Source organism: Serratia marcescens, assembly GCF_006715005.1.
Taxonomy (GTDB): Bacteria; Pseudomonadota; Gammaproteobacteria; order Enterobacterales; family Enterobacteriaceae; genus Serratia; species Serratia montpellierensis.
Genome location: NZ_VFMJ01000001.1, coordinates 3,184,285 through 3,211,099, shown reverse-complemented (window position 1 = coordinate 3,211,099; position 26,815 = coordinate 3,184,285). Strand labels below are relative to the sequence as shown.

The following is a 26,815-nucleotide window of genomic DNA, read 5'->3' as shown; positions in this document are numbered from 1 at the left end:
TCTCCCGCATTTTTCATTTGATAATTCGCGTCGCGAAAAATAGTCTGTCTGTAGCAATTAGTGCTGTGGGAATAACATCTCGTCGGCAATATTTTTTACCCGTTCGGGTTTTTTATTGGCAGTCGTGCAGGGCAGTGGTGAACACAGGCGGCTGCAACTTTTAAGTTAAGTCAAAGAGGAATTTCAATATGGGTACGCACGGTGCTCAGCGTAAAACGCTGGCGCTCGCAGTCGCGGGCGCGCTGTTGGGAACAGGGTTTGCCATGGCGCCTGAGGCGAAAGCCGCAGGGTTTATCGATGATTCCACGCTGACCGGCGGCATTTATTACTGGCAACGTGAGCGCGACCGTAAAGATCTCAATCCAGACAGCAAGGATTACAACCAATACACCACCAACCTGTCGCACTCCACCGCCAACCTGAGCCTGGATTTCGCGTCGGGCTACGCCTGGGACATGTTCGGTCTGGACGTCGGCGCCTTTACCGCCATCGAGCTGGCAGAATCCAGCGCCAGCGGCCACCCGAACGAGATCGCGTTCTCCTCTAAAAACCGTACCTACGACGAAGACTATTCCGGTGACAAAGGCGGCGTGAGCCTGTACAAAGCCGCCGCCAAATTCAAATACGGCCCGGTCTGGGCGCGCGCCGGCTATATTCAGCCGAGCGGCCAAACCCTGCTGGCACCGCACTGGAGCTTTATGCCGGGCACTTATCAGGGGGCCGAAGCCGGCGCCAAGTTCGACTACGGCGATGCCGGCGCGTTGAGCTTCTCCTACATGTGGACCGACAAATACAAGGCGCCGTGGCATATCGAGATGGACGACTTCCGCCAGAACGATAAGAAAACGCGCGTCTCCTACCTGCACTCGCTGGGCGCCAAGTACGATTTCAAAAACGATCTGGTGCTGGAAGCCGCCTTCGGCCAGGCGCAGGGTTATGTGAATCAATACTTCACCAAGGCGTCTTACAAATTCGATGTGCTGGGCAACCCGCTGACCACCAGTTACCAGTTCTACGGTGCGGAAGACCGCATCAGTAACAAGAACGATCCGAACAGCATCTACGACGGCCTGGCCTGGCTGCAGGCGCTGACCTTCGGTTACACCACCGGTCAATTCAACTGGCGTCTGGAAGGCACCATGGTCAAGGCGGAAGGCAACCAGGGCTTCTTCCTGCAGCGCATGACCCCGACCTACGCCTCGTCCAACGGTCGTCTGGACGTGTGGTGGGACAACCGCTCCGACTTTAACGCCAACGGCGAGAAAGCGGTGTACGCCGGCGTGATGTATGACCTCAGCAACTGGAACCTGCCGGGCATGGCGGTCGGCGGCTCCTACGTTTACGCCTGGGACGCCAAGCCGAGCACCAACCCAATCTACGATCAGAGCCAGCGCCTGAAAGAGAGCGCCTGGAGCCTGGACGCGATGTACACCATCCAGGAAGGGCGCGCCAAGGGCACCCTGATCAAGCTGCACTACACCCAGTATGACAACCACACCAACATCCCGAGCTGGGGCGGCGGTTACGGCAACATCTTCCAGGACGAGAAAGACGTCAAGTTCATGGTCATCGCGCCATTCACCATCTTCTGATGCGTTCCCCGGCCTCGCCGCCGGGGAGCAGTTAAGGGAATTCAACGATGAAAAAAATCATGCTGATGTTGGCGGCCGCCGCGGCCTTGAGCGCCTGCGCGCAACCCGCCGCGCCGCCGGAAGACGCCAAATTGAAGCAGGCTTACAGCGCCTGCATCAACACTGCCGAAGGCTCGCCGGAGCGTCTGCAGCCCTGCAAGGCGGTGCTGAACGTGCTGAAACAAGAGAAGCAGCACCAGCAGTTCGCCGCGCAGGAAACGGTGCGGGTGATGGATTATCAGAACTGCATTATGGCGGTGCACAGCGGTAACGGTCAGGCTTACGACGCCAAGTGCGGCAAGCTGTGGCAAGAAATTCGCGATAACAATAATTAAGAAGGACGAGAACATGAACGCATTCAAACTGAGCGCATTAGCCGCGTTGACGGCAACGATGGGATTCCTGGGCGGCATGGGAAACGCCATGGCCGATCAACAGCTGGTGGATCAGCTGAGCCAGCTGAAGCTGAACGTGAAAATGCTGGATAACCGCGCCGGCGAAAACGGCGTGGATTGCGCGGCGCTGGGCGCCGACTGGGCCTCATGCAACCGGGTGTTGTTCACCCTCAGCAACGACGGCCAGGCGATCGACGGCAAAGACTGGGTCATCTATTTCCACAGCCCGCGCCAGACCCTGCGGGTAGACAACGACCAGTTCAAGATCGCTCACCTCACCGGCGATCTGTACAAGCTGGAGCCGACCGCCAAATTCAGCGGTTTCCCGGCCGGTAAGGCGGTGGAAATCCCGGTGGTCGCCGAATATTGGCAGCTGTTCAGAAACGACTTCCTGCCGCGCTGGTATGCCACGTCCGGCGACGCCAAGCCGAAAATGCTGGCGAATACCGACACCGAAAACCTGGACCAGTTTGTGGCGCCGTTCACCGGCGACCAGTGGAAGCGCACCAAGGACGACAAAAACATTCTGATGACGCCGGCTTCGCGCTTTGTCAGCAATGCCGATCTGCAGACGCTGCCTACCGGCGCGCTGCGCGGCCAGATCGTGCCGACGCCGATGCAGGTGAAGGTTCACGCGCAGGACGTCGATCTGCGCAAAGGGGTATCGCCGGATCTGAGCACGCTGGTTAAGCCGGCGGCGGACGTCGTCAACCAGCGCTTCGCGCTGCTGGGCGTGCCGGTTCAGGCCAACGGTTACCCGATCAAAACCGACATCCAGCCGGGCAAATTTAAAGGCGCGATGGCGGTGCCGGGTGCCTATGAGCTGAACATTGGCAAGAAAGAGGCGCGGGTGATCGGCTTCGATCAGGCCGGGGTGTTCTACGGGCTGCAGTCGATCCTGTCGTTAGTGCCGAGCGACGGCAGCGGCAAGATAGCCACGCTGGACGCCAGCGACGCGCCGCGCTTCCAGTATCGCGGCATTTTCCTCGACGTGGCGCGCAACTTCCATAAGAAGGACGCGGTGCTGCGCCTGCTGGATCAGATGGCGGCCTACAAGCTCAACAAATTCCACTTCCACCTGAGCGATGACGAAGGCTGGCGCATTGAGATCCCCGGTTTGCCGGAGCTGACGGAAGTCGGCGGCCAGCGCTGCCACGATCTGAGCGAAACCACCTGCCTGCTGCCGCAGTACGGCCAGGGGCCGGACGTCTACAGCGGCTTCTTCAGCCGTCAGGACTATATCGACATCATCAAATACGCTCAGGCGCGCCAGATTGAGGTGATCCCGGAGATCGACATGCCGGCACACGCCCGCGCCGCGGTGGTCTCGATGGAAGCGCGCTATAAAAAGCTGCATGCCGCCGGGAAAGAGCAGGAGGCCAACGAATTCCGCCTGGTGGATCCGACCGATACCTCCAACACCACCTCCGTGCAGTTCTTTAACCGCCAGAGCTACCTGAACCCGTGCCTGGACTCTTCCCAGCGCTTTGTCGACAAGGTGATCGGCGAGATCGCCCAGATGCATAAAGAGGCCGGCCAGCCGATCAAGACCTGGCACTTCGGCGGCGACGAAGCGAAAAACATTCGCCTGGGCGCCGGCTATACCGACAAGGCGAAACCGGATCCGGGCAAAGGCATCATCGATCAGAGCAACGAAGACAAGCCGTGGGCCAAGTCGCAGGTTTGCCAGACGATGATCAAAGAGGGCAAGGTGGCCGACATGGAGCACCTGCCGAGCTACTTTGGCCAAGAGGTCAGCAAGTTGGTGAAAGCGCACGGCATCGACAGAATGCAGGCCTGGCAAGACGGCCTGAAAGACGCCGAGAGCGCGAAGGCGTTCGCCACCTCGCGCGTGGGCGTCAACTTCTGGGACACGTTGTACTGGGGCGGTTTCGATAGCGTCAACGACTGGGCCAACAAAGGGTATGAAGTGGTGGTCTCCAACCCGGACTACGTCTATATGGACTTCCCTTACGAGGTGAACCCGGACGAGCGCGGTTACTACTGGGGTACCCGCTTCAGCGACGAGCGCAAGGTGTTCAGCTTCGCGCCGGACAACATGCCGCAGAACGCTGAAACCTCGGTCGACCGCGACGGCAACCACTTCAACGCCAAGAGCGACAAGCCGTGGCCGGGCGCCTACGGGCTGTCCGCTCAGCTGTGGAGCGAAACTCAGCGCACCGACCCGCAGATGGAATACATGATCTTCCCACGCGCGCTGTCGGTGGCAGAACGCGCCTGGCACCGCGCCGGTTGGGAGCAGGACTATCGCGCCGGCCGCGAATACAAAGGCGGGGAAACCCACTTTGTCGATACCAAGACGCTGGAGAAAGACTGGCTGCGCTTCGCCAATATCCTGGGCCAGCGTGAACTGGCCAAGCTGGACAAGGGCGGCGTCGCTTACCGTCTGCCGGTGCCGGGCGCACGCGTAGCGGGCGGCAAGCTGGAGGCGAATATCGCGCTGCCGGGATTGGGCATCGAGTACTCCACCGACGGCGGCAAGCAGTGGCAGCGCTATGACGCCAAGGCCAAACCGGCGATCTCCGGTGAGGTGCAGGTGCGTTCGGTCAGCCCGGACGGCAAGCGCTACAGCCGCGCCGAGAAGGTCTAAGCCCGGTGCAACGGCCTGCTGCCCTGGCGGCGGCCGTATAACGAAGGGGGAATGCGTTCGCTCGCGCGTGTCGGCGTAGGGCGGACGTTGTAGTGAGAGTAGTACGTGGAGTAGCAGTGCCGCTGCAATTGTGATATTTCATGACATGATTTTCCCCCGGCTTGTCCGGGGATTTTTTTGTCCGTTGTACGGCGGGCATAAAAAAACCGCCTCGGTGTGAGGCGGTTTTTCAAAGCCGGTCAGGCTTACTTCTTGTCGTGCAGCGTTTCGTCTTCGCGGCAGTCACCGGTTTCACAGTGGCCGTACAGGTACAGGCTGTGGTTGGTGAGCTTGATGCCGTGCTGCTTGGCGATATCACGCTGGCGCACTTCGATGGATTCGTCGCTGAATTCGATCACTTTGCCGCAGTCCAGGCAAATCAGGTGATCGTGGTGATGCTGTTGGGTCAGTTCGAACACGGACTTGCCGCCTTCGAAATTGTGACGTGTCACAATGCCCGCATCGTCAAACTGGTTCAGTACGCGATAAACCGTTGCCAGCCCGATCTCTTCGCCCATATCAATCAGTTTTTTGTACAAATCTTCCGCACTGACGTGATGGCATTCCGGATTTTGCAGTACTTCCAGGATTTTGAGTCGCGGAAGCGTGACTTTTAAGCCGGCCTTCTTCAATGCGATGTTGTTGTCGGTCATGCGAATTCAGTCCTGTTACTATGCTAATCAAGTTGAGGCGTACTCGCCTGTGGCATCGGTCGGCACAAAGAGTTAATGCGTCTCATTATAGAACCGGTTGTACTAAATGGAAACCGCCGGTTGTTAACAAAGATATAATTGCACTATTGCATGTTTTGCATGCAACGCCTTGATGGATGGGATAAACCGATATCTCAGTCTACCGTGACGGGGTGGGAAGTTACAAATCTGTAGCTTCTATCGCAGCAATCCCTGCTGCCGATGACGGCCCTGTGGGCACACTATGCACTTTACAGGGCCTTTGTTCAACCTTTCGCCAGTGCCGGGGCTTAGCCGACGATATCGGCCAGGCTCAGCTCTTCGACGATCTGTTTGACCCAAGCGTCCACGCGCTCGTTGGTCAGCTCCGGTTGACGGTCTTCGTCGATCGCCAGACCGATGAAGTGATCGTCGTCCGCCAGGCCTTTGGAGGCCTCGAAGTGGTAGCCTTTGGTCGGCCAGTGGCCCACGATGGCCGCGCCGCGCGGTTCGATGATGTCGCGGATGGTGCCCATCGCGTCACAGAAGTATTCCGCGTAGTCTTCCTGGTCGCCGCAGCCGAACAGCGCCACCAGTTTGCCGTTGAAGTCGACTTCTTCCAGCGTCGGGAAGAAATCATCCCAGTCACACTGCGCTTCACCGTAGTACCAGGTCGGGATACCCAGCAGCAGAATATCGAACCCTTCCAGGTCTTCTTTGCTGCTTTTAGCGATGTCATGCACTTCAGAGACGTCGTCGCCAAACTGTTTCTGGAGAATTTTCTGGATCATTTTGGCAATGTTTTCGGTATTGCCAGTGTCGCTGCCAAAGAAAATGCCTACAGTAGCCATATCGCGTATAACCTTTAAATTCAAGTAATTGCATTACTCGACGCCGGCACTGCCGCCGCTGACGCCGATTAAAATGATGCCATGGCAAGAGCCTTTCGCCTCCGGGGCGGGCGCCGACAGGCGCAGTCTCTTACCGGTAAATGCGTATCATGCCAGAAAGTGGCGCCGGGGTTTTATCGCATTTATGCGATGCCGGAGAATGAAGAAAAGCGTGGTCGATCCGGCGTTGTCCTTAACGCCGCGCCGCGCGTGCGGCCGAAGAGATCAATGTTCCGGCTGTTCTTCCGCCAGTTGTGCCAACAGCATCTGCTCGATGAGTTCGCTGCGGCTGATGTTGCGCTGTTCCGCCAGTTTGTTCAGGGCGTCCACCGCATCCGCGTTGATTTTCAGCTCTACGCGCCGCAATCCACGCACTTTATCGCGCCGTAACTGATTGCGCTTATTGATTCTAAGCTGTTCATCGCGGGAAAGCGGGTTGGTTTTCGGGCGCCCCGGACGGCGTTCATCTGCGAACAGATCCAGCGTCGTGCGATCCGTTTGTTCTTTTGCCATAGGTAGCGGTACTGCAAGGGAGTTTGCATCAAAAAGCGCTCGCACGCTTCCGGAGGCATCGGTTAACACACTTCGGGCCAATAAACCCTAACCCAAATTCACCCCCGAACCGGCGTTCGCGAACGCGCTGGCGCGGTGGCAAAATTATAGCGCGCCATATTACCCCAGCAGATGGAGCGACGACAATGCCTAACTGCGGGCTAAACGCGCTAAGCCGTTATCTTTAGCGCGTTTTTTCGCCAGGTGAGTGCGTTTTTCAGGCTTCGTCGAGGAAACGGTGAATGGCGCGCAGCACCGCTTCCGGTTTTTCGGCATGCACCCAATGGCCGGTGCCGGCGACGACGTGTGCGCGGGCCTGCGGGAACTGGCGGGCGATATCCGTACGGTAGCTGTCCTGCACGTACGGCGACAGGCCGCCGCGAATGAACAGGGTCGGATGCGGCCAGGCCGGGACTTCCTGCCAGCCGGTGATGTCTTCGTAGCGTTCGATCAGCACCGGCAGGTTGAAGCGCCATTCGCCGTTGTGGAAGGACTTCAGCAGGAACTGGATCACGCCTTCTTCCTGCAGGTAGTCGCGCATCAGCTGGGCAGCCGCCTGGCGCTGGGTGATGCCGGCGGCGCTGACGGCCTTCAGCGCGGCGAAGATCTCGTCGTGGCGGCGGGTCTGGTAATTCACCGGCGCGACGTCGATGACGATCAGCCTGGCGACGCGCTCGGGCGCGATGGCGGTCAGCGCCATCGCCGCTTTGCCGCCCATCGAATGGCCGATGACGATCGCTTTTTCCAGCTGCAGTTCGTCGAGCAGCGCCAGCAGATCCTGCGCCATGGCGGGGTAGTTCATGTCGTCGGCGCGCGGAGAGAGGCCGTGGTTGCGCAGATCGACCTTGATCACCGTGTGCTGTTTATGCAGATCGCGCGCCAGCACGCCCAGGTTGTCCAGATTGCCGAACAGCCCGTGGATCAGCAGCACCGGCAGCGCGTCTGACTCGGCGGCCAGCAGTTGATAATGTAATTTCATGGCGAAGTTCATACTGAGAGAGATTCAGATTAGGGTATCATGATTGAATCGCACGATGAATCATGCGGAATTTTCGCGGCGCGGGCTTGGCAGTGCCGGCTATAGGTATTAGTCTGCATTTTCCGTCCGGAGGCACATTGTTGTGTTCGCCCCAGCGCTTTTAACCTTATAATCCCATGGCTTGAATGCAGGATCTGGCTTCAGGTTCTAAGTAGAAAAAACAGTATTGGATAAAGATGAAAACTATTGAAGTCGACGAAGAGCTTTACCGTTATATTGCCAGCCACACGCAACACATCGGTGAAAGCGCGTCCGATATTTTACGCCGCATGTTGAAATTCACCGCCGGGCAACCGGTGCGCGCGTTGCCTGCCGCCAGTGCGCCACAGTCCGTCGAGCTGGAAAAAACGGCGCCGGCGCAGCGTCCGCGCGATCGCGTGCGCGCCATGCGCGAGCTGCTGTTGTCGGATGAATATGCCGAGCAGAACAAAGCGGTCAACCGTTTCATGCTGGTGCTGTCCACGCTGTATACCCTCGATGCCGCCGGTTTCGCCGCCGCCACCGAGGCGTTGACCGGCCGTACCCGCACCTATTTCGCCGGCGATCAGCAGACCCTGCTGGCCAACGGCACGCATACCAAGCCGAAGCATGTACCGGGCACCCCTTACTGGGTGATCACCAATACCAATACCGGCCGCAAACGCAGCATGATCGAACACATCATGCAGGCCATGCAGTTCCCGGCGGAACTGATCGAGAAAGTTTGCGGTACCGTCTAATTTAGCGAACAGCCCGTCATGATGGCCGTGCGCGACGTATTTGCCCGGTCACCGACAGGGATGAGGGAGATATGTCGATGGCGAATAATCCACGTGCCGGGCAGCCCGCCCGCCAAAGCGATCTGATCAACGTAGCCCAGCTGACGTCGCAGTACTATGTGCTGCAACCGGAAGCCGGCAATGCCGCACATGCGGTGAAGTTTGGCACCTCCGGCCACCGCGGCAGCGCGCAACGCCACAGCTTCAACGAAGCACACATCCTCGCCATCGCTCAGGCGATCGCCGAAGTTCGCCATCAGCAGGGCACCACCGGCCCGTGCTACGTGGGCAAAGACACCCATGCGCTGTCCGAGCCGGCCTTCATTTCCGTGCTGGAAGTGCTGACCGCCAACGGCGTCGACGTGATCGTGCAGGAAAACAACGGCTTCACGCCAACGCCGGCGGTATCGCACGCCATTCTGTGCCACAACCGCCGCGGCGGTGCGCTGGCCGACGGCATCGTCATTACGCCGTCCCACAACCCGCCGGAAGACGGTGGCATCAAATACAATCCGCCGAACGGCGGCCCGGCTGACACCAACCTGACGTCGGTGATCGAAAAGCGCGCCAACCAACTGCTGGCGCAGCAGCTGAAAGGCGTTCAGCGTCAGTCGCTGGACAAGGCCTGGAACAGCGGCCACCTGCACGCCAAAGATCTGGTGCAGCCGTATGTCGAAGGGCTGGTTGAGGTGGTCGACATGCCGGCCATCCAGCGTGCCGGCCTGAAACTGGGCGTGGATCCGCTCGGCGGCTCCGGCATCGCCTATTGGCAGCGCGTAGCGGAACACTACAAGCTGGATCTGACGCTGGTGAACGATTCCATCGATCAGACCTTCCGCTTTATGCATCTGGACCACGACGGCATCATTCGCATGGACTGCTCGTCCGAGTCGGCGATGGCCGGCCTGCTGGCGCTGCGCGACAAATTCGATCTGGCGTTCGCCAACGATCCGGATTACGACCGTCATGGCATCGTCACGCCGAAAGGCCTGATGAACCCGAACCATTACCTGGCGGTAGCCATCAACTACCTGTTCCAGCATCGTCCGCAGTGGGGCGCCGATGTGGCGGTCGGTAAAACGCTGGTGTCCAGCGCGATGATCGACCGCGTGGTGGCCGACCTGGGCCGCAAGCTGGTGGAAGTGCCGGTTGGCTTCAAGTGGTTTGTGGACGGCCTGTTCGACGGCAGCCTGGGCTTCGGCGGCGAAGAGAGCGCCGGGGCCTCGTTCCTGCGCTTCAACGGCAAACCGTGGTCGACGGACAAAGACGGTATCATCATGTGCCTGCTGGCGGCTGAAATCACTGCGGTAACCGGTGAAAATCCGCAGCATCACTATGACGATCTGGCCAAGCGCTTCGGTGCGCCAAGCTATAACCGCATCCAGGCACCGGCGACTGCGGCGCAAAAAGCGGCGCTGTCCAAGCTGTCGCCGGAGATGGTCAAGGCCAATACCCTGGCGGGCGACCCGATCACCGCCCGTCTGACCGCCGCACCGGGCAACGGCGCATCGATTGGCGGCCTGAAAGTGATGACCGACAACGGCTGGTTCGCGGCCCGTCCTTCCGGTACCGAAGACGCATACAAGATCTACTGTGAGAGCTTCCTCGGGGCGGAACACCGCGAGAAGATCGAGCACGAAGCGGTCGAGATCGTCAGCGAAGTGCTGGCTTCCGCCAAGTAATCGCTTTTCTTGATTGATAAAAGGCGCTGTTTTTACAGCGCTTTTTTTATGCCTGTAATTTAGATATATCTTTTTATCGGCGCGCGCTTGCGCATTTAGATATATCGATCTAGATTAGCGTTATCGATGCTGTTTAGATATATCTAAACAACCTCGTATTGATGTTCACTGTTAAAGCGAGGTATCACCCTATGTTTCACCGATTAGGTTTACACCGTCATCACCACCACCATGACTGCGAAGCGGGCGAGGAGCGCCGTCATCGCGGCGGTCGTCATCACTTCAGCGGTGACGGCGAAGAGCACGGCCGGGGTGGGCGCGGCGGCCGCGGCGGGCGCCATCGCCTGTTCGAGCACGGCGATTTGCGCCTGGTGCTGCTGGCGTTGGTGGCGCGCAAGCCCAGCCACGGCTATGAGTTGATCAAGGCGATTGAGGAAGCTTCATCCGGCCTGTATGTGCCGAGCCCGGGGGTGATTTACCCCACGCTGACGCTGCTGGAAGAGCAGGATTTTCTTGAACCGCTCACCACCGGCAACGGCCGCAAAAGCTACCGCATCACTGCGGCGGGCGAGGGCGAACTGCAAAAGCATCAACAGGTGGTTGACGTCATTCTGGCGCGCCTGGCGGGTGCCGGCCGCGAGCATCATCGGCACGGCAACCTGGCGGAAGGCATCTACGACGCCATGAATCGTCTGCGCAGCCTGCTGCGCGGCAACGTGATGCGCGCCGATCTCACGCCGCAGCAGGTGGAGCGCATCAACGCCGCGTTGCTGACCGCCGTGGCGGCGATCGAAAGCGAAATGCATATTCAACCCACGCAGCAGGAGAAGAACTGATGCCCGGCCACCGTTTTACTATTACCGTTGAAGCCCTGAGCGATCGCCAGGGCAATCCCGTCGAGAAAGCGCCGCTGAGTTTTGAAGTGACCAACCACGACGATATTCTCGACATCGTTGAGCGCATCCGGGCGCGTGACGATCTGAACTTCGGCCCCGAGCAGAGCGCGGCCTTCGCCGTAGGATTGAAGCTGTTCTCCGAAGTGATGATCGAAAACCGCAAACACCCGGTGTTCGCTCCGCTGCGCGATGCGTTTAAAGAATTTATGGTCGGATTGAAGAAGGGGCCGGCGGCGTAAAGGCGCGGCAAACCGCGCCCGCCGAGGTTAAGGCATGAAGCGATAGCCGACGCCGGTTTCGGTCAGCAGGTGTTTGGGCCGGGCCGGATCGGCTTCGAGCTTCTGCCGCAGGTGGCCCATGTAGATGCGCAGATAGTGGCTGTGTTCCACGTAGTTCGGCCCCCAGACGTGGCTCAACAGCTGGCGTTGGGTGATCACTTTGCCGGCGTTGGCCAGCAGCTCCGCCAACAGGCGAAACTCGATCGGCGTCAGATGCAGATCTTCGTCGTTGCGCAGCACCCGGCGATTCACCAGATCGACCGTGATTTCCGAAAAACTTATCAGCGGGCTTTCCTGTTGACTGGCGGAGTGGCGGCGCAGTGCGACCCGCACCCGCGCCAGCAGCTCGCCGATGCCGAACGGTTTGCTGAGGTAGTCGTCGGCGCCGGCGTCCAGCGCGGCGATTTTGTCCTCTTCGGCGTTGCGTGCCGACAGCACGATCACCGGAATGGCGCTCCATTGCCGCAAATCGCGGATGTAGCTCAGCCCGTCGCCGTCCGGCAAGCCCAAATCAAGAATGATCAGATCCGGTTTACGCGTGCCGGCTTCAATCAACCCGCGCTGCAGCGTTTCACTTTCAAACACCCGCAGGCCTTCGCTCTCCAGCGCGGTGCGTACGAAGCGGCGGATCTCTTTTTCATCTTCAACAATCAGAATGTTGGTTGGCGTTATGCTCACGTTTCCCCTGCGTTGATTACAGATCGAAGGCGTCGCCGTCGATCTCGGGCGGTTTTTCCAGCGGCAGCACGAAGCGGAAGCTGGCACCGCCGTTGGCGCCGTTTTCCGCCCAGATGCGGCCATCATGCACTTCAATAATGGCACGGCAAATCGCTAACCCCAAGCCGACGCCGGGGATTGCCGACTCTTTATTGCCGCGTGAAAACTTGTCGAAAATCAGCTGCAGCTGATCGGCGGGGATGCCGGGGCCGTTATCCCAGACCTCGACTTCCAGCCACTCGGGCAGCGTGCGCGCGCGAATGCCGATGGTGGCCTCGGCGCCGGCGTATTTATTGGCGTTTTCCAACAGGTTGGTGAACACCCGCTCCAGCAGGCTACCGTCGCAGTTGACCAGGATCTGTTCCGGCGGCAGCTCGACCACGATCGGATGCTGGCTGAGCAGCGGCTCCAGCATGTGCAGCGAGGCGCCGACGATCTCTTCCAGCGACTGCCACTCTTTGCGCAGGCTGAAACCGCCGGATTGGATGCGCGCCATATCCAGCAGGTTGTTCACCAGCCGGGTGGTGCTCAGCACCTGCTGGCGGATCTGGCTGGCCTGGGTGGCGTGATTGGAACCTTCGGCCGCCAGGTCCAGCGTGAGGATTTCCGCCTGGCCGAACAGCACGGTCAGCGGCGTGCGCAGATCGTGCGACAGCGCCGCCAGCAGCGAGTTGCGCAGCTGTTCGCGCTCGGCGTCCAGTTTGGCCTCTTCGGCGCTGCGCGCCAGGTGCAGCCGCTCCAGCGCGCTGGCGATCAGCACCGCGAAGGTCTGCAACAGCCGCTGCTGTTCCGGCACCATCAGCTGGCGCAGGTTGTTGGGCTCGATCGCCAGCAGGCCGAAGGTCTGCTTGGGGGTATTGAGCGGCAGCAGCTGGTAAGGCACGCCGGGCAGGGTGTCGGTGCCGGCGCCGGCCGGCAGGCCTTTGTCGAAGCTCCAGCGCGCGATAGCCTCGTCTACCGACAGCAGCCCGCCTTCCTCGCCGACCATCTGCTGCAGCCGGCCGTCTTCCTGCGGCAGCAGCAGCACGGTTTTCGCCTGGAAACTGCTGGAGAGGAAGTGGCGGCTGGTGTTGGCGATGTCGGCCACGGTCAGCGCACGGCTCAGCCCGCGCGACATTTCGTACAGGTGACGCGCCCGCTGCTCGCGGTAGCGCGCCACCCGGGCCTGATAGCGCACCCCGGCGGTCAGGTTGCCGATGATGATGCCCACGGCGAGCATCACGCCGAAGGTCAGCAGATACTGCATATCGCTGACGGCGAACGACCATTCGGGCTGAACGAAGAACAGATCGAAACTGGCGACGTTGATCACCGCCGCCAGCACCGACGGCCAGCGGCCGAAGAACAGTGCGACGATCGCCACGCCGAGCAGATAGACCATCACCAGGTTGGCCTGATCGAAGCCCGGCAGCAGCCACTGCGAGAGCAGGGTAATCAGCGCGCACAGCGCGACTGCGACCGCGTAACCGCGCAGCTGCATGCGCCATTTCTCATTGAAGCTGCGGCCGTCGTGTTCCTTGCCCGGCGGCGGTTGTGTGGTGTCGCTCTCCAGCGCCACGATCACCAGATCGAGATCCGGGCCCAGTCGGCCAAGGCGATCGGCGAAGCTGCCGCGCAGCTTCCAGCGCTGCTCGCTGCGGCGGCCGATGATGATTTTGCCGAGGTTATGCTCGCGGGCGTAGCGCAGCACCGCGCGTTCTTCGGACGGATCGGCCAGGGTGGCGGTTTCTGCCCCCAGTTCCTGCGCCAGCCGCAGCGCGCGCAGAATGGCGCGGCGCTGGTTTTCCGGCAGCCGGTGCAGCTTGGGGGTTTCCACATAGACCGCATGCCAGTGGCAGCCAAGCCGCGCCGCCAGCCGGGCGGCGATGCGCACCAGCTTTTCACTGCCGCTGTTGTGGCCAACGCACAGCAGAATGCTGTCGCGGGTGTGCCACACTTTCTCGCGCCCCTGGGTGTCGCGAAACTCGCGCATCTGGTCATCGACCCGATCGGCGGTGCGGCGCAGCGCCAGCTCACGCAGGGCGATCAGGTTGCCTTTGCGGAAGAAGTGCTCGATAGCGCGCTCGGCCTGGCCGGGAATATACACTTTGCCTTCGTGCAGCCGCCGGCGCAGATCGTCCGGCGGCAGATCGACCAGCACCACTTCGCTGGCCTCGTCAAACACGTGGTCGGGCACCGTTTCGCGCACCCGTACGCCGGTCACGCCGCCCACCACGTCGTTCAGGCTTTCCAGATGCTGTACGTTGACGGTTGTCAGCACGTCGATGCCGGCATCCAGCAGCTCTTCCACATCCTGCCAGCGTTTGGGGTGGCGCGAACCGTGAGCGTTGCTGTGCGCCAGTTCATCCATCAACACCAGCGCCGGGTGGCGCGCCAGCGCGGCGTCGAGATCGAATTCATGCACCAGCCGGCCGCGATGCTGGATGCGTTTTTGCGGCAACAGCGTCAGGCCGTCGAGCAGGGCGGCAGTCTCGCTGCGGCCGTGGGTTTCCACCACGCCGACCAGCACGTCCAGCCCCTGAGCGCGTAAACGCTGGGCTTCCTGCAGCATGGCGTAGGTTTTGCCGACGCCGGCGCAGGCGCCGAAGAATACCTTCAACCGGCCGCGCGGTTTTTCATTGGCCATCGCCAGCAGGCTATCGGGATCGGGGCGCTGCTGTTCTTCTTCGACCATGACAATTCCTTGTGTTACCAAGCAAAAAGGGGTTCGGCATGCCGAACCCTATCACTATGCTGAATACGGCGCGTTACTTCAACGCATCCAGCGCCAGGTTCAGCTTCAGCACGTTGACCACCGACTCCCCCATGAAGTTGGGCGTGGCCCGATCGGTGTTGTCTTCGATCAGTTTAGCTATCTGTTCCGGTGGCAGATGCCGCGCCGCCGCGACCCGTGCCAGTTGATACTGTGCGGCGGCGATCGAGATCTGCGGATCCAACCCGCTGGCGGAGGCGGTCAGCAGATCGACCGGGATCGGGCCGCTCATCGCAGGGTTGGCCTGGCGCAGCTGCGCTGCGCGCTCGGCGATAGCCTTATCCAGCGCCGGGTTGGTGGCCGCCAGGTTACTGCCGGCGGAGGCCAGTGGATTATAGGCCGAATCGCCGGTGGCCGATGGGCGACCCCAGAAATAGTCGGCGCGCGTAAAGTTCTGGCCAATCAGCGCGGAGCCGACCGCCTTGTCGTCCCGGTACAGCAGCGAACCGTTGGCCGCCCCTGGAAACAGCAGCTGCGCCAGCCCGGTGGTCAGCAGCGGATAGGCGATGCCGGTGATCAGCGTCAGCAGGATCAGCATCACCAGCGCAGGTCGTAAATACGTCATGTTCATTTCCCTCAATGGTTAACCGGCGACGTGCAGCGCGACCAGGATCAGGTCGATCAGTTTGATGCCGACGAACGGCACCAGCAGGCCGCCGACCCCGTACAGCCACAGGTTGCGGCGCAGCAGGGCCGCGGCGCTCATCGGTTTGTAACTCACCCCTTTCAACGCCAGCGGGATCAGGAACACGATCACCAGGGCGTTGAAGATCACCGCCGACATGATGGCGGAGGCCGGGGAGTGCAGGTGCATCACGTTCAGCGCGTTCAGCTGCGGATAGGTGGCCGCGAACGCCGCCGGAATAATGGCGAAGTATTTGGCCACGTCGTTGGCGATGCTGAAGGTGGTCAGTGAGCCGCGCGTCATCAGCATCTGTTTGCCGATGTGTACCACTTCGATCAGCTTGGTCGGGTTGGAATCCAAATCGACCATGTTGCCCGCCTCTTTGGCGGCTTGGGTGCCGGAGTTCATCGCCACCGCCACATCGGCCTGCGCCAGCGCCGGGGCGTCGTTGGTGCCGTCGCCGGTCATCGCCACCAGGCGGCCTTCCGCCTGGTACTGACGGATCAGCGCCAGCTTGGCTTCCGGCGTGGCTTCCGACAGGAAGTCGTCCACCCCGGCTTCGGCGGCGATCGCCGCCGCGGTCAGCGGGTTATCGCCGGTGATCATCACCGTTTTGATGCCCATCTTGCGCAGCTCATTGAAGCGTTCTTTGATGCCGCCCTTGACGATATCCTTCAACGCCACCACCCCCAGCACCCGGGCGCCTTCCGCCACCACCAGCGGCGTGCCGCCGGTGCGCGCCACGCTTTCCACCAGATCGTCCACCGCCCGCGGGAAGTGCCCCTGATTGGATTCGACGTGACGGCGAATGGCATCCACTGCGCCTTTGCGGATCATGCGCTCCTGCACGTTGACGCCGCTCATGCGGGTCTGGGCGGAGAAGGGCACGAAGGTGGCGTTCAGCGCCTGCAGATCGCGTTCGCGCAGGTTGAAGCGCTGTTTGGCCAACACCACGATGCTGCGGCCTTCCGGCGTTTCGTCCGCCAGCGAGGCCAGCTGCGCGGCGTCCGCCAGCTCTTGCTCTTTCACGCCCGGCGCCGGCAGGAACTCCGAAGCCTGGCGGTTGCCCAGCGTGATGGTGCCGGTTTTATCCAGCAGCAGCACGTCCACGTCGCCGGCGGCTTCCACCGCGCGGCCGCTGGTGGCGATCACGTTGGCGCCGAGCATGCGGCTCATCCCGGCCACGCCGATGGCGGACAGCAGGCCACCGATGGTGGTGGGGATCAGGCAAACCAGCAATGCGACCAGCACGGTGATGGTGACCACGCTGCCGCTGCCGGCTGCTTCCACGCTGTATTGCGAGAACGGGAACAGGGTGGCGGTGGCCAGGACGAACACGATGGTCAGCGCCACCAGCAGGATAGTCAGCGCGATCTCGTTCGGCGTTTTGCGGCGCTTGGCGCCTTCCACCATGGCGATCATGCGATCGAGGAAGGTTTCCCCCGGGTTGACGCTGCACTGTACCACCAGCCAGTCGGACAGCACGCGGGTGCCGCCGGTGACCGAGGAGAAGTCGCCGCCGGATTCGCGGATCACCGGGGCGGATTCGCCGGTGATGGCGCTTTCATCTACCGAGGCGCCGCCTTCCAGCACTTCGCCGTCGCACGGGACGGTATCGCCGGCTTCCACCAGTACGATATCGCCTTTGCGCAGGCTTTCGGCGGCCACTTTCTCCGTGGCGCCGTCGCGGCGCGGGCCGGCCAGCTTTTTCGCCCAGCTGGTTTTCTTGGTGCCCCTCAGGCTTTCCGCCTGGGCTTTGCTGCGGCCTTCGGCCAGTGCCTCAGCGAAGTTGGCGAACAGCACGGTGAACCATAACCACAGGGCGACGCTGCCGGTAAAGGCGGCGGCGCCGTCGGTTTGGCCGGTGAGGATCGCCAGCCAGATGGCGGTGGTCAGAATGCTGCCGATATACACCACGAACATCACCGGGTTGCGCCATTGAACGCGAGGGTCCAGTTTTTTCACCGCATCGATCAGCGCGGTGCGCACCAGGGCGGGTTCAAACAGCGCGCGTTGTTTGCGAGTCATCTCTTATTCTCTCTCTGTGACGTCGGTTAGTTTGCCAACCAAAGCTGCAAATGCTCGGCCACCGGGCCCAGCGCCAGCGCCGGCACGAAGGTCAGTGCGCCCACCAGCAATACGGTGCCGATCAGCAGGCCGATAAACAGCGGCCCATAGGTCGGCAGGGTGCCGTTGCCCGCCGGCTGGCGTTGTTTGGCGCTCAGCGAACCGGCGATCGCCAGCACCGGCAGGATCACCCCGAAGCGGCCGACAAACATGGCGAAGGCCAGCAGCAGGTTGTAGAACGGCGTATTGACGCTCAACCCGGCGAAGGCGCTGCCGTTGTTGTTGGCGGCGGAGGACAGGGCGTACAGCACTTCGCTGAAGCCGTGGGCGCCCGGGTTGAGGATGCCGGCGCGGCCCGCGTCGGTGCCGATGGCCAGCGCGCTGCCCAGCAACACCAGCGTCGGCGTGACCAGGATCGCCAGCGCGGTCATCTTCATGTCGTAAACGTCGATTTTCTTGCCCAGATATTCCGGGGTGCGGCCGATCATCAGGCCGGCGATAAATACGGTCAGCAGCACGAACAGCAGCATGCCGTACAGGCCGGAGCCGACGCCGCCGAACACCACTTCACCGATCTGCATTAGCCACATCGGCACCATGCCGCCCAGCGCGGTGAAGGAGTCGTGCATGGCGTTGACCGCCCCGCAGGACGCGGCGGTGGTCACCACTGAGAACAGGCTGGTGGCGAGAATGCCGAAGCGTGACTCTTTGCCTTCCATATTGATGTTGCTGTCGGCGCCCAGCGCGCTCAGGTGCGGGTTGCCTGCCAGCTCGGCGACCATCACCACCACCACCGCCACCACGAAGATCAGCGCCATCGCCCAGATCAGCGCGTGGCCCTGGCGGTTTTCACCGGCCAACTGCCCGAAGGAGAAGCACAGCGCGCAGGGGATCAGGAAGATGGCCAGCATCTGCACGAAGTTGGTCAGCACGGTTGGGTTCTCGAACGGGTGCGCCGAGTTGGCGCCGAAGAAGCCGCCGCCGTTGGTGCCGAGCATTTTGATCGCTTCCTGCGAGGCCACCGGCCCCATCGGCAGCGTTTGCTGAGCGCCTTCAAGCGTGGTGACGTGCAGGTAAGGCAGGAAGTTTTGCAGCGTGCCCTGGCTGACGAAGAACAGGGCGATCAGCAGCGCGATCGGCAGCAGCACATACAGCGTGATGCGGAACAGATCGGCCCAGGCGTTGCCGACGGTCTTGCCGGCGCGGCGGGTAAAGGCGCGGATCAGCGCAAAGGCCACGGCGATGCCGGTGGAGGCGGAGACGAAGTTCTGCACCGCCAGCCCGGCCATCTGGCTGAAATAGCTGAGGGCGCTTTCGCCGCTGTAGGCCTGCCAGTTGGTGTTGGTGACGAAGCTGACGGCGGTGTTGAGCGCCAGATCCCAGGAGAGGCCCGGGAAGCCTTGCGGGTTGAGCGGCAGCGAGCCCTGCGTCATCAGCAGGGCGAACAGCAACGCCAGGCCGAGCAGGTTGAACGCCAGGATTGCCAGCGCGTACTGCCACCAGTTCATCTCGGTGGCGCGGATGCCGCAGGCGCGCCAGACGCCGGCTTCCACCCCGCGCAGCGCAGGCAGCGGCTCACCTTCGATCAGGCGCGCCATAAAGCCGCCCAGCGGCCGGGCCAGCAGCAGAAGCACCAGCAGGAAGCTGGCGATCAGTAAAAAGGCTGAAGCCGCCATCAGAAATCCTCCGCGTTAAACAGGGCGTAGACCAAATAGGCCAACAGCAGCAGAACCAACAGCGCACCACCAATAACGCTGAAACTCACGGGACACCTCCAGAGGTGTTGTTTTTGATAGAGGCAGTGTAGGGAGCGAGGTAGAAAGAAGATGAAAAAATCGCGCGGGCGGGTGTAAAAAAAGTATAAAAATGGCTGAAATTTCAGCGGAAATTCAGCATTTCAACCATCAGGGCGGTAGCGAGGTTGCCCCCGATGGGGCAGGGAGAACGCACGTAAGCGGGAAATAACGAACCGGATAATAACCACAATGTAACCAATGGTAAGTTAAAAATTAACCTGGTTGTAACAAAATTACGAATCGTTGCGGCGATTAGCGATTTTTTGTGCGATTTAGTGGTCGGATGAGTAGTAAACTTTCATCAAGTGCGCTAAAATTTTGCTCAGTTACCAAATTACCGATTGTTCATTTGATACGCCGACGCCGTTTTCCCTGACAAATCAACGGCAGGCGTTTTTAAGGAGGTTCGCATGTCTACTACCTATCACGCTTATTCATTGCATCGGATTCTCCTGCGCCGCAGCGCAGTGGTTATCGCGGGCATTTTGGCCCTGCCGGTGATGCTGTTCCGCAGCGATCGCGGGCGTTTTTACAGCTACCTGCACCGCGTCTGGTCAAAAACCAGCGATAAGCCGGTCTGGCTGCAGCAGGCGGAACTGGCGTCCTGCGATTTCTACTGAGTCGCTGCCGATTCACGAAAAAACCCTCGCCCTGCGGCGGGGGTTTTTTTATGCCTCTGGCCGCCCCTATCAAGCGCAAGGTCGTATTCGGCAAGCCATTCTTCTACACTTTCCTCATCGGCCAACAACATGGGAGAGCGGTATGAGCGACAAGATCCCTATCGGCATCAGCGCCTGTTTACTGGGCGAGACGGTGCGTTTCGACGGCGGCCACAAGCGGCTGGCCTTTGCGGTGGAACAGTTGGCGCCCTATGTGCGCTTTGAGCCCGTTTGCCCGGAAATGGCGATCGGGCTGCCTACGCCGCGCCCGGCGCTGCGCCTGGTGAAACAGGCGCAGCCGTGGCCGGCGATGCGCTACAGCAACGACGCCGGCGTGGATCTGACCGAGGAGATGCGCGGCTTCTCCGCGCAGCGCGTGGCGGCCTTGCAGCATCTTTGCGGGTACATCGTCTGCGCCAAGTCACCGAGCTGCGGCCTGGAGCGGGTGCGGGTCTACAGCGAAAACGGCAAGGACTCGCGTAAAAACGGCGTCGGGCTGTTTACCGCCGAACTGCTGCGCCAGATGCCGTGGCTGCCGGTGGAAGAAGACGGACGATTGCAGGACGCGGCACTGCGGGAAAACTTCATTGAACGGGTATACGCGCTGTACGAGCTGAACATGCTGTGGCGTCAGGGGCTGACCCGCGGCGGGCTGATCGCGTTTCACAGCCGCTACAAGCTGTCGCTGCTGGCGCATTCGCAGCCGGCGTATCGCGAGCTGGGGCGCTTCGTCGCCGATATTCACCGCTGGGACTCGCTGGAGGCCTTCGCCGTGGAATACCGCAGCCGCCTGATGGCGCTGTTGGCGCACAAGGCGACGCGGCGCAACCACACCAACGTGTTGATGCATGTGCAGGGCTATTTCCGCCGTCAGCTCAGCGCGACGCAGCGCCAGGAGCTGGCGCACCTGATCGACCGCTACCGGCAGGGCATGCAGCCGCTGCTGGCACCGATCGCGCTGCTCAAGCATTACATGGCGGAATACCCCGATCGCTATCTGGCGGAACAACGCTATTTCGAACCTTACCCGGAGGCGCTGCGTTTGCGTTACGGCCATTGATTGACAAGGAGTTTTATGACCACGCATCTGGTCTGGTTGCGTAACGATCTGCGTATCACCGACAACAAAGCCCTGCACGCCGCCTGCAGCGATCCCGAAGCCCGGGTGCTGGCGGTGTTTATCGCCACGCCGCAGCAGTGGCGGCAACATGAGATGGCGCCGCGACAGGCGGCGCTGATCCACGCCAGCCTGGAGGCGGTGCAGCAGGCGCTGGCGCAAAAGGGCATTGCGCTGCATTGCCATGCCTGTGCGGACTTTGCCGCGTCGATCGACTGGCTGGCGGACTATTGCGAGCGGGAGCAGGTGGATGCGCTGTTTTACAATCGCCAGTACGAACTGAACGAACGGCGGCGCGATGCGCGGCTGGAACAGCGGTTGAGCGAGCGGGTGAGGTGCCACGGTTTCGATGACAGCCTGCTGTTGCCGCCGGGCAGCGTGCTCACCGGCGGCGGCGAGATGTACAAGGTCTATACGCCGTTTCGCAACGCCTTTCTTCAGCGCCTGACCGAGTCCGACGTGAGCTGCCTGCCGGCGCCGCAGACCCGCGCCGGTGGCGCGTTACCCATGCCTGAGATGCCGGCGGCGTTCGATTATCCCACGGCAGACATCGGGGATGGCTATCCCGCCGGTGAGGAGGCCGCGCTGCAGCGGCTGCGCGCCTTTTGCCGCGAGCAGGTGCAGGATTACCTCCGGCAGCGCGATCTGCCCGCCCTCGCCGGCACCAGCAGTCTGTCGCCCTATCTGGCGATCGGTGCGCTGTCGCCGCGCCAGTGCTTCAACCGCCTGCGCGCCGAATGCCCGCAGCTGCTGGAAGATCGCGAGAGCGGCGCTTTCGCCTGGCTGAACGAGCTGATTTGGCGCGAGTTCTACCGCCATCTGCTGGTGGCCTATCCCGAGCTGTGTCGCCATCGGCCGTTTATCGCCTGGACGGACAAGGTGAGCTGGTGCGATGACGCGGCGAAGCTGCAGGCCTGGCAGCGGGGCGAAACCGGCTATCCGATCGTCGATGCCGCCATGCGCCAACTGAATGCCACCGGCTGGATGCACAACCGGCTGCGCATGATCAGCGCCAGTTTTCTGGTGAAAGATCTGCTGATCGACTGGCGCGCCGGGGAGCGCTATTTCATGTCGCAATTGCTGGACGGGGATCTGGCGGCCAACAACGGCGGCTGGCAGTGGGCGGCCTCCACCGGCACCGACGCCGCGCCGTATTTCCGCATCTTCAACCCGACCACCCAGGGTGAACGTTTTGATCCACAAGGCACTTTTATCCGTAAATGGTTGCCGGAACTGGCGGATGTGCCCGACAATGACATCCATCATCCCCATCGCTGGGCGGAAAAGCAGCGATGCCCGCTGAACTATCCGCTGCCGATCGTCGATCACAAGCAAGCGCGTGTAGAGACGCTGGCGGCGTTCGAGGCGGCAAAACGGGGAGAGTCTTGAGGCAACTGCAAGGAGCGACGTAATGATGAAAAAGGTGCTGGCCCTGTGTCTGAGCGGCTATTCCGCGCTGGCGATCGCCGGCTTTGACGTGGTGGCGCTGGGCGTCGACGGCGGCGTCAGCGACGGCAACCTGACTTCCTACCTGATCCGCAGCGACAATCAGCCGCATTATGTGGCGCTGGACGCCGGTTCACTGCTGCCGGGCATCGCCAAAGGGCTGGAGAAGGGCAGCTTCCCGCAGGTGACGCCCGAGCTGGCCGCGCCTTACACGCCGCAGGGCTATGTGTTCCGGCAGTTGATCGGCAGTTACTTTATCAGCCACGGCCATCTGGACCACGTGGCGGGGCTGATCGTCGGCTCGCCCGAGGACAATAAAAAAACCGTTTACGCCCAGGCGGACACCGTGCTGACCCTGCGTAATCACTACTTCAACTGGAAGGCCTGGCCGAACTTTACCGACGCCGGTAACGGCTCGCGGTTGGGCACCTACCGGCTGCAAACGGTGCGGCCGCAGCAGCGGTTTACCCTTGGCCTGACCGGGTTGACCGGCGTGATGTACCCGCTCAGCCACGATCGCTACCCGTCGTCGATGCTGCTGATTTCCAACGGCAGCGAGTTCTTTGCCTACTTCGGCGATACCGGGCCGGATAAGGTGGAGCAGTCACGCGATCTCGATACCGTCTGGCGCACGCTGGGGCCGCTTGTCGAGCAGAAAAAGCTCAAAGGTATGATTATCGAAACCTCGTACCCCAACGGGGTGGAGGATAAACATCTGTACGGCCATTTGACGCCGGCCTGGCTGCTGAAGGAGCTGAAGAACCTGACGCAGTACAGCGGCGGCGATGGCTCGCTGAACGGTTTGCCGGTGGTGATCAGCCACATCAAGCCCAGCCTGAAGCAGGGCGAAGACACGCGCGCCACCATTGCGCAACAGCTGGCGCAGGGCAACGATCTGGGCGTGAAATTCATCCTGATGGCGCAGGGCGACCGGCAGACATTTTGACTATGAAGAGAGAAGAGAATGCGTAACCTCGATCTGGAACAACTGATCAACACGGAACTGAACGCCGCGGCGTTTCAGGACTACGCCCCCAACGGATTGCAGGTAGAAGGCCGCCCACACGTGCAGCGCATCGTGACCGGCGTCACCGCCTGTCAGGCGCTGCTGGACGCCGCGGTGGCGCATCAGGCCGACGCGATTATCGTGCACCACGGCTATTTCTGGAAAAACGAGGCGCCGGCGGTGCGCGGCATGAAGCGCAATCGCCTGAAAACGCTGCTGACCCACGATATCAACCTGTACGGCTACCACCTGCCGCTGGACGCGCATCCGGTGCTGGGCAACAACGCGCAGCTGGCGCAGGCGCTGGGCATTCGGGTGATTGGCGACGTTGAGCCGCTGGTGCCGCACGGCGAATTTGAACAGCCGCTGACCGGCGAAGCGCTGCAGCAGCGTATCGAAAATCGGCTGGGGCGCGCGGTGCTGCACTGCGGTGATAACGCGCCTGAGCACATTCGCCGGGTGGCCTGGTGCACCGGCGGCGGTCAGGGCTTTATCGACAGCGCGGCGCGTTTCGGCGTCGATGCGTTCATCAGCGGTGAAGTGTCTGAGCAGACCATTCACAGCGCGCGCGAAATGGGCGTACATTTCTTCGCCGCCGGTCACCACGCCACCGAGCGCGGCGGCGTGAAAGCGTTGGGGGACTGGCTGGCCCAGCACCACGGCTTTGATGTGACCTTTATCGATATCCCGAATCCCGCCTGATTTTTTTCTTCCCCGGATCCAGCCCGGCCTGTGCGCCGGCTGAATCCTTTTATCGCGCTATTTCCTTATTTTCCTTATGGTTGCGTTCTATTGACAGCCGGGGCCGCGTCACGCATAACTGGTGTGTTTTTCATCGCGATAATAATAAGGAGAATAAGGGTGCAACAAGCACGTTATTACCTGTTGGGTGAGAGAGCGGTAGTGCTTGAACTGTCGCCGCCGGTGACCTTACCGAGCCAGCAGCGCATCTGGGCGCTGGCGGAAAAGCTGAATCACCACCCCGACGTGCGGGAAGTGGTGCCGGGGATGAATAACCTGACGCTGTTGCTGCATACGCCGCAGGCCGACGCCGAAGCGATGCTCGCATTGCTGCAGCAAGGTTGGGAAAGCAAAGAGAGCCTGACGCCGGAATCGCGCCAGGTGGATATTCCGGTGGTCTACGGCGGGGAGCAAGGCCCCGATCTGGATGACGTGGCGCGCCATACCGGCATGACGCCGCGGCAGGTGGTGGAATGCCACGCGGCGGCGGCCTACGTGGTCTATTTCCTCGGCTTTCAGCCGGGCTTCTCCTATTTGGGCGGCATGCCGGAACAACTGGCGACGCCGCGCCGCGCTGAGCCGCGTCTGGCGGTGGCGGCCGGCTCCGTCGGCATCGGCGGCGGCCAGACCGGCATCTATCCGCTGGTGACGCCCGGCGGCTGGCAGCTGATTGGCCGCACGCGACTGGCGCTGTTCAATCCGCATGAAATGCCGCCGACGCTGTTGCGCCCGGGCGATAACGTGCGCTTCGTGCCGCAGAAGGAGGGCGTATGCTGATTATTCTGCGTGCCGGCATCTATACCACGGTGCAGGATTTGGGCCGCGAGGGATTCCGCCGCCTGGGCATCAGCACCGGCGGGGCACTGGATCAACCGGCGCTGAAGATCGCCAACCTGCTGGTGGGCAATGCGCCTGAGGCCGCCGGGCTGGAGATCACCCTCGGCCAGTTCAGCGCCGAGTTTACCCGCCCTGGCTGGATCGCCCTGACCGGCGCCGGCTGCGACGCGCAACTGGACGGCAAGCCGCTGTGGACCGGCTGGCGCTACCCGGTGAAAAAGGGGCAGCGGCTGGTGCTGGGCACGCCGAAACGCGGCATGCGCAGCTACCTGGCGATCTCGGGCGGTATCGCCGTGCCGGAAATGCTGGGCTCGTGCAGCACCGACATGAAAGCCGCCTTTGGCGGCCACGAAGGCCGTAATCTGAAAGACGGCGATCGGCTGCCGTTGGGCAAATCGGCCGCTCAACCGCAACATCGCTGCGGCGTGAAACAGCTGCTGTTCACCAACCGCATCCGCGCGCTGCCGGGGCCGGAGTACGCCGAATTCAGCGAAGAGGCGCAGGATACGTTTTGGCGCACCGCCTGGCAGCTCAGCCCGCAGAGCAACCGCATGGGCTACCGCTTGCACGGCGGTACGCCACTGGAGCGCACCACCGACCGCGAGATGCTGTCGCACGGCCTGCTGCCCGGTGTGGTGCAGGTGCCGCACAACGGCCAGCCGATCGTGTTGATGGCCGACGCGCAAACCACCGGCGGTTACCCGCGTATCGCCTGCGTGATCGAAGCCGATCTCTACCACTTGGCGCAGATCCGTCTCGGCGAACCGATCCACTTCGTTCTCTGCTCACTGACGGAGGCGCAGCGCGCCAAAGCCGAGCAGGATCTCTTCCTTCGACAGATTGCCTGGGGGTTACATGATCGTTGATTTGAACGCCGATCTCGGCGAAGGCTGCGCCAACGATCAGGCGCTGTTGCAATTGGTGAGCTCGGCCAACATCGCCTGCGGCTTCCACGCCGGCGATGCGCAGACCATGCGTCAATCGGTGCGCTGGGCATTGCAGTACGGCGTGGCGATCGGCGCCCACCCGAGTTTTCCCGATCGGGAGAACTTCGGCCGCACCCGCATGCAGCTGCCGCCGGAAACGGTGTACGCGCAGGTGGTGTATCAGCTCGGGGCGCTGGCGGCCATCGCCCGCGCCGAGGGTGGGGTGATGGTGCACGTCAAGCCGCACGGCATGCTGTATAACCAGGCGGCGGTTGAACCGGCGCTGGCGGAAGCGATCGCCCGGGCGGTGCAGGCGGTCGATCCGGCGCTGCGGCTGGTGGGGCTGGCCGGGAGCGAGCTGATCCGCGCCGGGGAAAAACTCGGCCTGACCACTCGGCAAGAGGTGTTCGCCGATCGCGGCTATCAGGCCGACGGCACGCTGGTGCCGCGCGGTTTGCCGGGGGCGCTTATCGAGGACGACGAACACGCGCTGGCGCAAACCCTGGAGATGGTGCGCCACCACCGGGTGCGCAGCGTGGATGGCGTCTGGGCCGCCGTTCAGGCGGAAACCGTCTGCCTGCACGGGGACGGCGATCATGCGCTGGCGTATGCGCGCAAGCTGCGGGACAGTTTTGTTCAGCAGGGCATCCGCGTCAGCGCGGAGCAGTAAAAGCAATAAAGCAA

At 61.7% G+C, this 26,815-nt stretch carries 25 protein-coding genes; 15 read left to right on the top strand and 10 right to left on the bottom strand.

All coding sequences use genetic code 11. The features are described from left to right. Positions 1-188 precede the first annotated feature (188 nt). Genes chiP through FHU12_RS15500 form a run of 3 tightly spaced genes read left to right on the top strand, consistent with a single transcriptional unit; the run spans position 189 to position 4,637 of the window. Positions 189-1,592, top strand: coding sequence for a chitoporin ChiP (gene chiP, locus FHU12_RS15510; protein WP_019454060.1), 1,404 nt, complete (start codon positions 189-191; stop codon positions 1,590-1,592). Positions 1,593-1,639: 47 nt separating this feature from the next. Further along, the gene (gene chiQ, locus FHU12_RS15505) at positions 1,640-1,966 is read left to right on the top strand and encodes a ChiQ/YbfN family lipoprotein (RefSeq protein WP_004939944.1); all 327 of its coding nucleotides are present in this window, start codon (positions 1,640-1,642) and stop codon (positions 1,964-1,966) included. A 13-nt stretch (positions 1,967-1,979) separates the two neighbouring features. Further along, the gene (locus tag FHU12_RS15500; RefSeq protein ID WP_141970394.1) at positions 1,980-4,637 is read left to right on the top strand and encodes a beta-N-acetylhexosaminidase; all 2,658 of its coding nucleotides are present in this window, start codon (positions 1,980-1,982) and stop codon (positions 4,635-4,637) included. A gap of 245 nt (positions 4,638-4,882) precedes the next feature. Here the strand turns inward: FHU12_RS15500 and fur are convergent, their stop codons facing one another. The 4 genes from fur to ybfF form a co-directional block, all read right to left on the bottom strand. Continuing rightward, complete coding sequence (fur, locus tag FHU12_RS15495) at positions 4,883-5,329, bottom strand: ferric iron uptake transcriptional regulator (protein WP_019454058.1); 447 nt, start codon at positions 5,327-5,329, stop codon at positions 4,883-4,885. A 329-nt stretch (positions 5,330-5,658) separates the two neighbouring features. After that, positions 5,659-6,198 carry a flavodoxin FldA gene (gene fldA / locus FHU12_RS15490; protein WP_025301862.1) on the bottom strand — a complete coding sequence of 180 codons (540 nt, stop codon included), beginning with the start codon at positions 6,196-6,198 and terminating at the stop codon, positions 5,659-5,661. Positions 6,199-6,462: 264 nt separating this feature from the next. Further along, positions 6,463-6,750 carry a LexA regulated protein gene (ybfE, locus tag FHU12_RS15485; protein ID WP_004939936.1) on the bottom strand — a complete coding sequence of 96 codons (288 nt, stop codon included), beginning with the start codon at positions 6,748-6,750 and terminating at the stop codon, positions 6,463-6,465. A 256-nt stretch (positions 6,751-7,006) separates the two neighbouring features. Continuing rightward, a complete protein-coding gene (gene ybfF / locus FHU12_RS15480) occupies positions 7,007-7,780 on the bottom strand; it encodes an esterase (RefSeq protein ID WP_141970392.1) in 774 nt (257 codons plus the stop codon). Between the two features lie 224 nt (positions 7,781-8,004). Here ybfF and seqA point away from each other — a divergent pair, with 224 nt between their 5' ends. From seqA to FHU12_RS15460, 4 genes are all read left to right on the top strand, one after another. Continuing rightward, positions 8,005-8,547 (top strand): replication initiation negative regulator SeqA, encoded by a 543-nt coding sequence (seqA, locus tag FHU12_RS15475; RefSeq protein WP_049201976.1) that lies wholly within the window; start codon positions 8,005-8,007, stop codon positions 8,545-8,547. Positions 8,548-8,624: 77 nt separating this feature from the next. Beyond that, a complete protein-coding gene (pgm, locus tag FHU12_RS15470; RefSeq protein ID WP_141970390.1) occupies positions 8,625-10,268 on the top strand; it encodes a phosphoglucomutase (alpha-D-glucose-1,6-bisphosphate-dependent) in 1,644 nt (547 codons plus the stop codon). Positions 10,269-10,459: 191 nt separating this feature from the next. Next, positions 10,460-11,104: a PadR family transcriptional regulator gene (locus tag FHU12_RS15465; RefSeq protein ID WP_141970389.1), complete on the top strand. Its 645-nt coding sequence runs from the start codon at positions 10,460-10,462 to the stop codon at positions 11,102-11,104. Continuing rightward, positions 11,104-11,403, top strand: a complete 300-nt coding sequence (locus tag FHU12_RS15460) for a DUF3861 domain-containing protein (RefSeq protein WP_038877504.1) — start codon at positions 11,104-11,106, stop codon at positions 11,401-11,403. The genes FHU12_RS15465 and FHU12_RS15460 overlap by 1 nt, the downstream gene beginning before the upstream one ends. Positions 11,404-11,430: 27 nt before the next feature. Here FHU12_RS15460 and kdpE read toward each other — a convergent pair whose 3' ends face one another. From kdpE to FHU12_RS15430, 6 genes are all read right to left on the bottom strand, one after another. Beyond that, positions 11,431-12,120 (bottom strand): two-component system response regulator KdpE, encoded by a 690-nt coding sequence (gene kdpE / locus FHU12_RS15455; protein WP_038877506.1) that lies wholly within the window; start codon positions 12,118-12,120, stop codon positions 11,431-11,433. A 16-nt stretch (positions 12,121-12,136) separates the two neighbouring features. After that, positions 12,137-14,833 (bottom strand): two-component system sensor histidine kinase KdpD, encoded by a 2,697-nt coding sequence (gene kdpD, locus FHU12_RS15450; RefSeq protein WP_016928746.1) that lies wholly within the window; start codon positions 14,831-14,833, stop codon positions 12,137-12,139. Between the two features lie 73 nt (positions 14,834-14,906). Continuing rightward, a complete protein-coding gene (gene kdpC, locus FHU12_RS15445) occupies positions 14,907-15,476 on the bottom strand; it encodes a potassium-transporting ATPase subunit KdpC (protein WP_141970387.1) in 570 nt (189 codons plus the stop codon). 18 nt (positions 15,477-15,494) lie between these two features. After that, positions 15,495-17,564 carry a potassium-transporting ATPase subunit KdpB gene (gene kdpB, locus FHU12_RS15440; RefSeq protein WP_141970385.1) on the bottom strand — a complete coding sequence of 690 codons (2,070 nt, stop codon included), beginning with the start codon at positions 17,562-17,564 and terminating at the stop codon, positions 15,495-15,497. A gap of 26 nt (positions 17,565-17,590) precedes the next feature. Beyond that, positions 17,591-19,279 carry a potassium-transporting ATPase subunit KdpA gene (kdpA, locus tag FHU12_RS15435; protein WP_043136574.1) on the bottom strand — a complete coding sequence of 563 codons (1,689 nt, stop codon included), beginning with the start codon at positions 19,277-19,279 and terminating at the stop codon, positions 17,591-17,593. Then, positions 19,279-19,368, bottom strand: coding sequence for a K(+)-transporting ATPase subunit F (locus FHU12_RS15430; RefSeq protein ID WP_016928742.1), 90 nt, complete (start codon positions 19,366-19,368; stop codon positions 19,279-19,281). Before FHU12_RS15430 ends, kdpA begins: the two co-directional genes overlap by 1 nt. A 441-nt stretch (positions 19,369-19,809) precedes the next feature. Here FHU12_RS15430 and FHU12_RS15425 point away from each other — a divergent pair, with 441 nt between their 5' ends. The 8 genes from FHU12_RS15425 to pxpA all read left to right on the top strand — a co-directional run bounded on the left by FHU12_RS15425 (position 19,810) and on the right by pxpA (position 26,801). Next, the gene (locus tag FHU12_RS15425; protein ID WP_004939916.1) at positions 19,810-20,019 is read left to right on the top strand and encodes a YbfA family protein; all 210 of its coding nucleotides are present in this window, start codon (positions 19,810-19,812) and stop codon (positions 20,017-20,019) included. Between the two features lie 142 nt (positions 20,020-20,161). Next, entirely contained in the window at positions 20,162-21,118 is a 957-nt protein-coding gene (locus tag FHU12_RS15420) for a YbgA family protein (protein WP_141970383.1), read from the top strand. 15 nt (positions 21,119-21,133) lie between these two features. Continuing rightward, entirely contained in the window at positions 21,134-22,564 is a 1,431-nt protein-coding gene (phrB, locus tag FHU12_RS15415) for a deoxyribodipyrimidine photo-lyase (protein WP_141970381.1), read from the top strand. 22 nt (positions 22,565-22,586) lie between these two features. Then, positions 22,587-23,567: an MBL fold metallo-hydrolase gene (locus FHU12_RS15410; RefSeq protein WP_141970379.1), complete on the top strand. Its 981-nt coding sequence runs from the start codon at positions 22,587-22,589 to the stop codon at positions 23,565-23,567. Between the two features lie 18 nt (positions 23,568-23,585). Continuing rightward, entirely contained in the window at positions 23,586-24,329 is a 744-nt protein-coding gene (locus FHU12_RS15405) for a type 2 GTP cyclohydrolase I (protein ID WP_047568877.1), read from the top strand. 159 nt (positions 24,330-24,488) lie between these two features. Further along, positions 24,489-25,145: a 5-oxoprolinase subunit PxpB gene (gene pxpB / locus FHU12_RS15400; protein WP_141970377.1), complete on the top strand. Its 657-nt coding sequence runs from the start codon at positions 24,489-24,491 to the stop codon at positions 25,143-25,145. Then, the gene (gene pxpC, locus FHU12_RS15395; RefSeq protein WP_141970375.1) at positions 25,139-26,071 is read left to right on the top strand and encodes a 5-oxoprolinase subunit PxpC; all 933 of its coding nucleotides are present in this window, start codon (positions 25,139-25,141) and stop codon (positions 26,069-26,071) included. The genes pxpB and pxpC overlap by 7 nt, the downstream gene beginning before the upstream one ends. After that, positions 26,061-26,801 (top strand): 5-oxoprolinase subunit PxpA, encoded by a 741-nt coding sequence (gene pxpA / locus FHU12_RS15390; RefSeq protein WP_141970373.1) that lies wholly within the window; start codon positions 26,061-26,063, stop codon positions 26,799-26,801. The genes pxpC and pxpA overlap by 11 nt, the downstream gene beginning before the upstream one ends. The last annotated feature ends 14 nt before the right edge of the window (positions 26,802-26,815 follow it).

Coding starts and splice junctions, on each gene's coding strand:
- chiP (WP_019454060.1), top strand. CDS start 189: ATGGGTACGCACGGTGCTCAGCGTAAAACGCTGGCGCTCGCAGTCGCG.
- chiQ (WP_004939944.1), top strand. CDS start 1,640: ATGAAAAAAATCATGCTGATGTTGGCGGCCGCCGCGGCCTTGAGCGCC.
- FHU12_RS15500 (WP_141970394.1), top strand. CDS start 1,980: ATGAACGCATTCAAACTGAGCGCATTAGCCGCGTTGACGGCAACGATG.
- fur (WP_019454058.1), bottom strand. CDS start 5,329: ATGACCGACAACAACATCGCATTGAAGAAGGCCGGCTTAAAAGTCACG.
- fldA (WP_025301862.1), bottom strand. CDS start 6,198: ATGGCTACTGTAGGCATTTTCTTTGGCAGCGACACTGGCAATACCGAA.
- ybfE (WP_004939936.1), bottom strand. CDS start 6,750: ATGGCAAAAGAACAAACGGATCGCACGACGCTGGATCTGTTCGCAGAT.
- ybfF (WP_141970392.1), bottom strand. CDS start 7,780: ATGAACTTCGCCATGAAATTACATTATCAACTGCTGGCCGCCGAGTCA.
- seqA (WP_049201976.1), top strand. CDS start 8,005: ATGAAAACTATTGAAGTCGACGAAGAGCTTTACCGTTATATTGCCAGC.
- pgm (WP_141970390.1), top strand. CDS start 8,625: ATGGCGAATAATCCACGTGCCGGGCAGCCCGCCCGCCAAAGCGATCTG.
- FHU12_RS15465 (WP_141970389.1), top strand. CDS start 10,460: ATGTTTCACCGATTAGGTTTACACCGTCATCACCACCACCATGACTGC.
- FHU12_RS15460 (WP_038877504.1), top strand. CDS start 11,104: ATGCCCGGCCACCGTTTTACTATTACCGTTGAAGCCCTGAGCGATCGC.
- kdpD (WP_016928746.1), bottom strand. CDS start 14,833: ATGGTCGAAGAAGAACAGCAGCGCCCCGATCCCGATAGCCTGCTGGCG.
- kdpC (WP_141970387.1), bottom strand. CDS start 15,476: ATGACGTATTTACGACCTGCGCTGGTGATGCTGATCCTGCTGACGCTG.
- kdpB (WP_141970385.1), bottom strand. CDS start 17,564: ATGACTCGCAAACAACGCGCGCTGTTTGAACCCGCCCTGGTGCGCACC.
- kdpA (WP_043136574.1), bottom strand. CDS start 19,279: ATGGCGGCTTCAGCCTTTTTACTGATCGCCAGCTTCCTGCTGGTGCTT.
- FHU12_RS15425 (WP_004939916.1), top strand. CDS start 19,810: ATGTCTACTACCTATCACGCTTATTCATTGCATCGGATTCTCCTGCGC.
- FHU12_RS15420 (WP_141970383.1), top strand. CDS start 20,162: ATGAGCGACAAGATCCCTATCGGCATCAGCGCCTGTTTACTGGGCGAG.
- phrB (WP_141970381.1), top strand. CDS start 21,134: ATGACCACGCATCTGGTCTGGTTGCGTAACGATCTGCGTATCACCGAC.
- FHU12_RS15410 (WP_141970379.1), top strand. CDS start 22,587: ATGATGAAAAAGGTGCTGGCCCTGTGTCTGAGCGGCTATTCCGCGCTG.
- FHU12_RS15405 (WP_047568877.1), top strand. CDS start 23,586: ATGCGTAACCTCGATCTGGAACAACTGATCAACACGGAACTGAACGCC.
- pxpC (WP_141970375.1), top strand. CDS start 25,139: ATGCTGATTATTCTGCGTGCCGGCATCTATACCACGGTGCAGGATTTG.
- pxpA (WP_141970373.1), top strand. CDS start 26,061: ATGATCGTTGATTTGAACGCCGATCTCGGCGAAGGCTGCGCCAACGAT.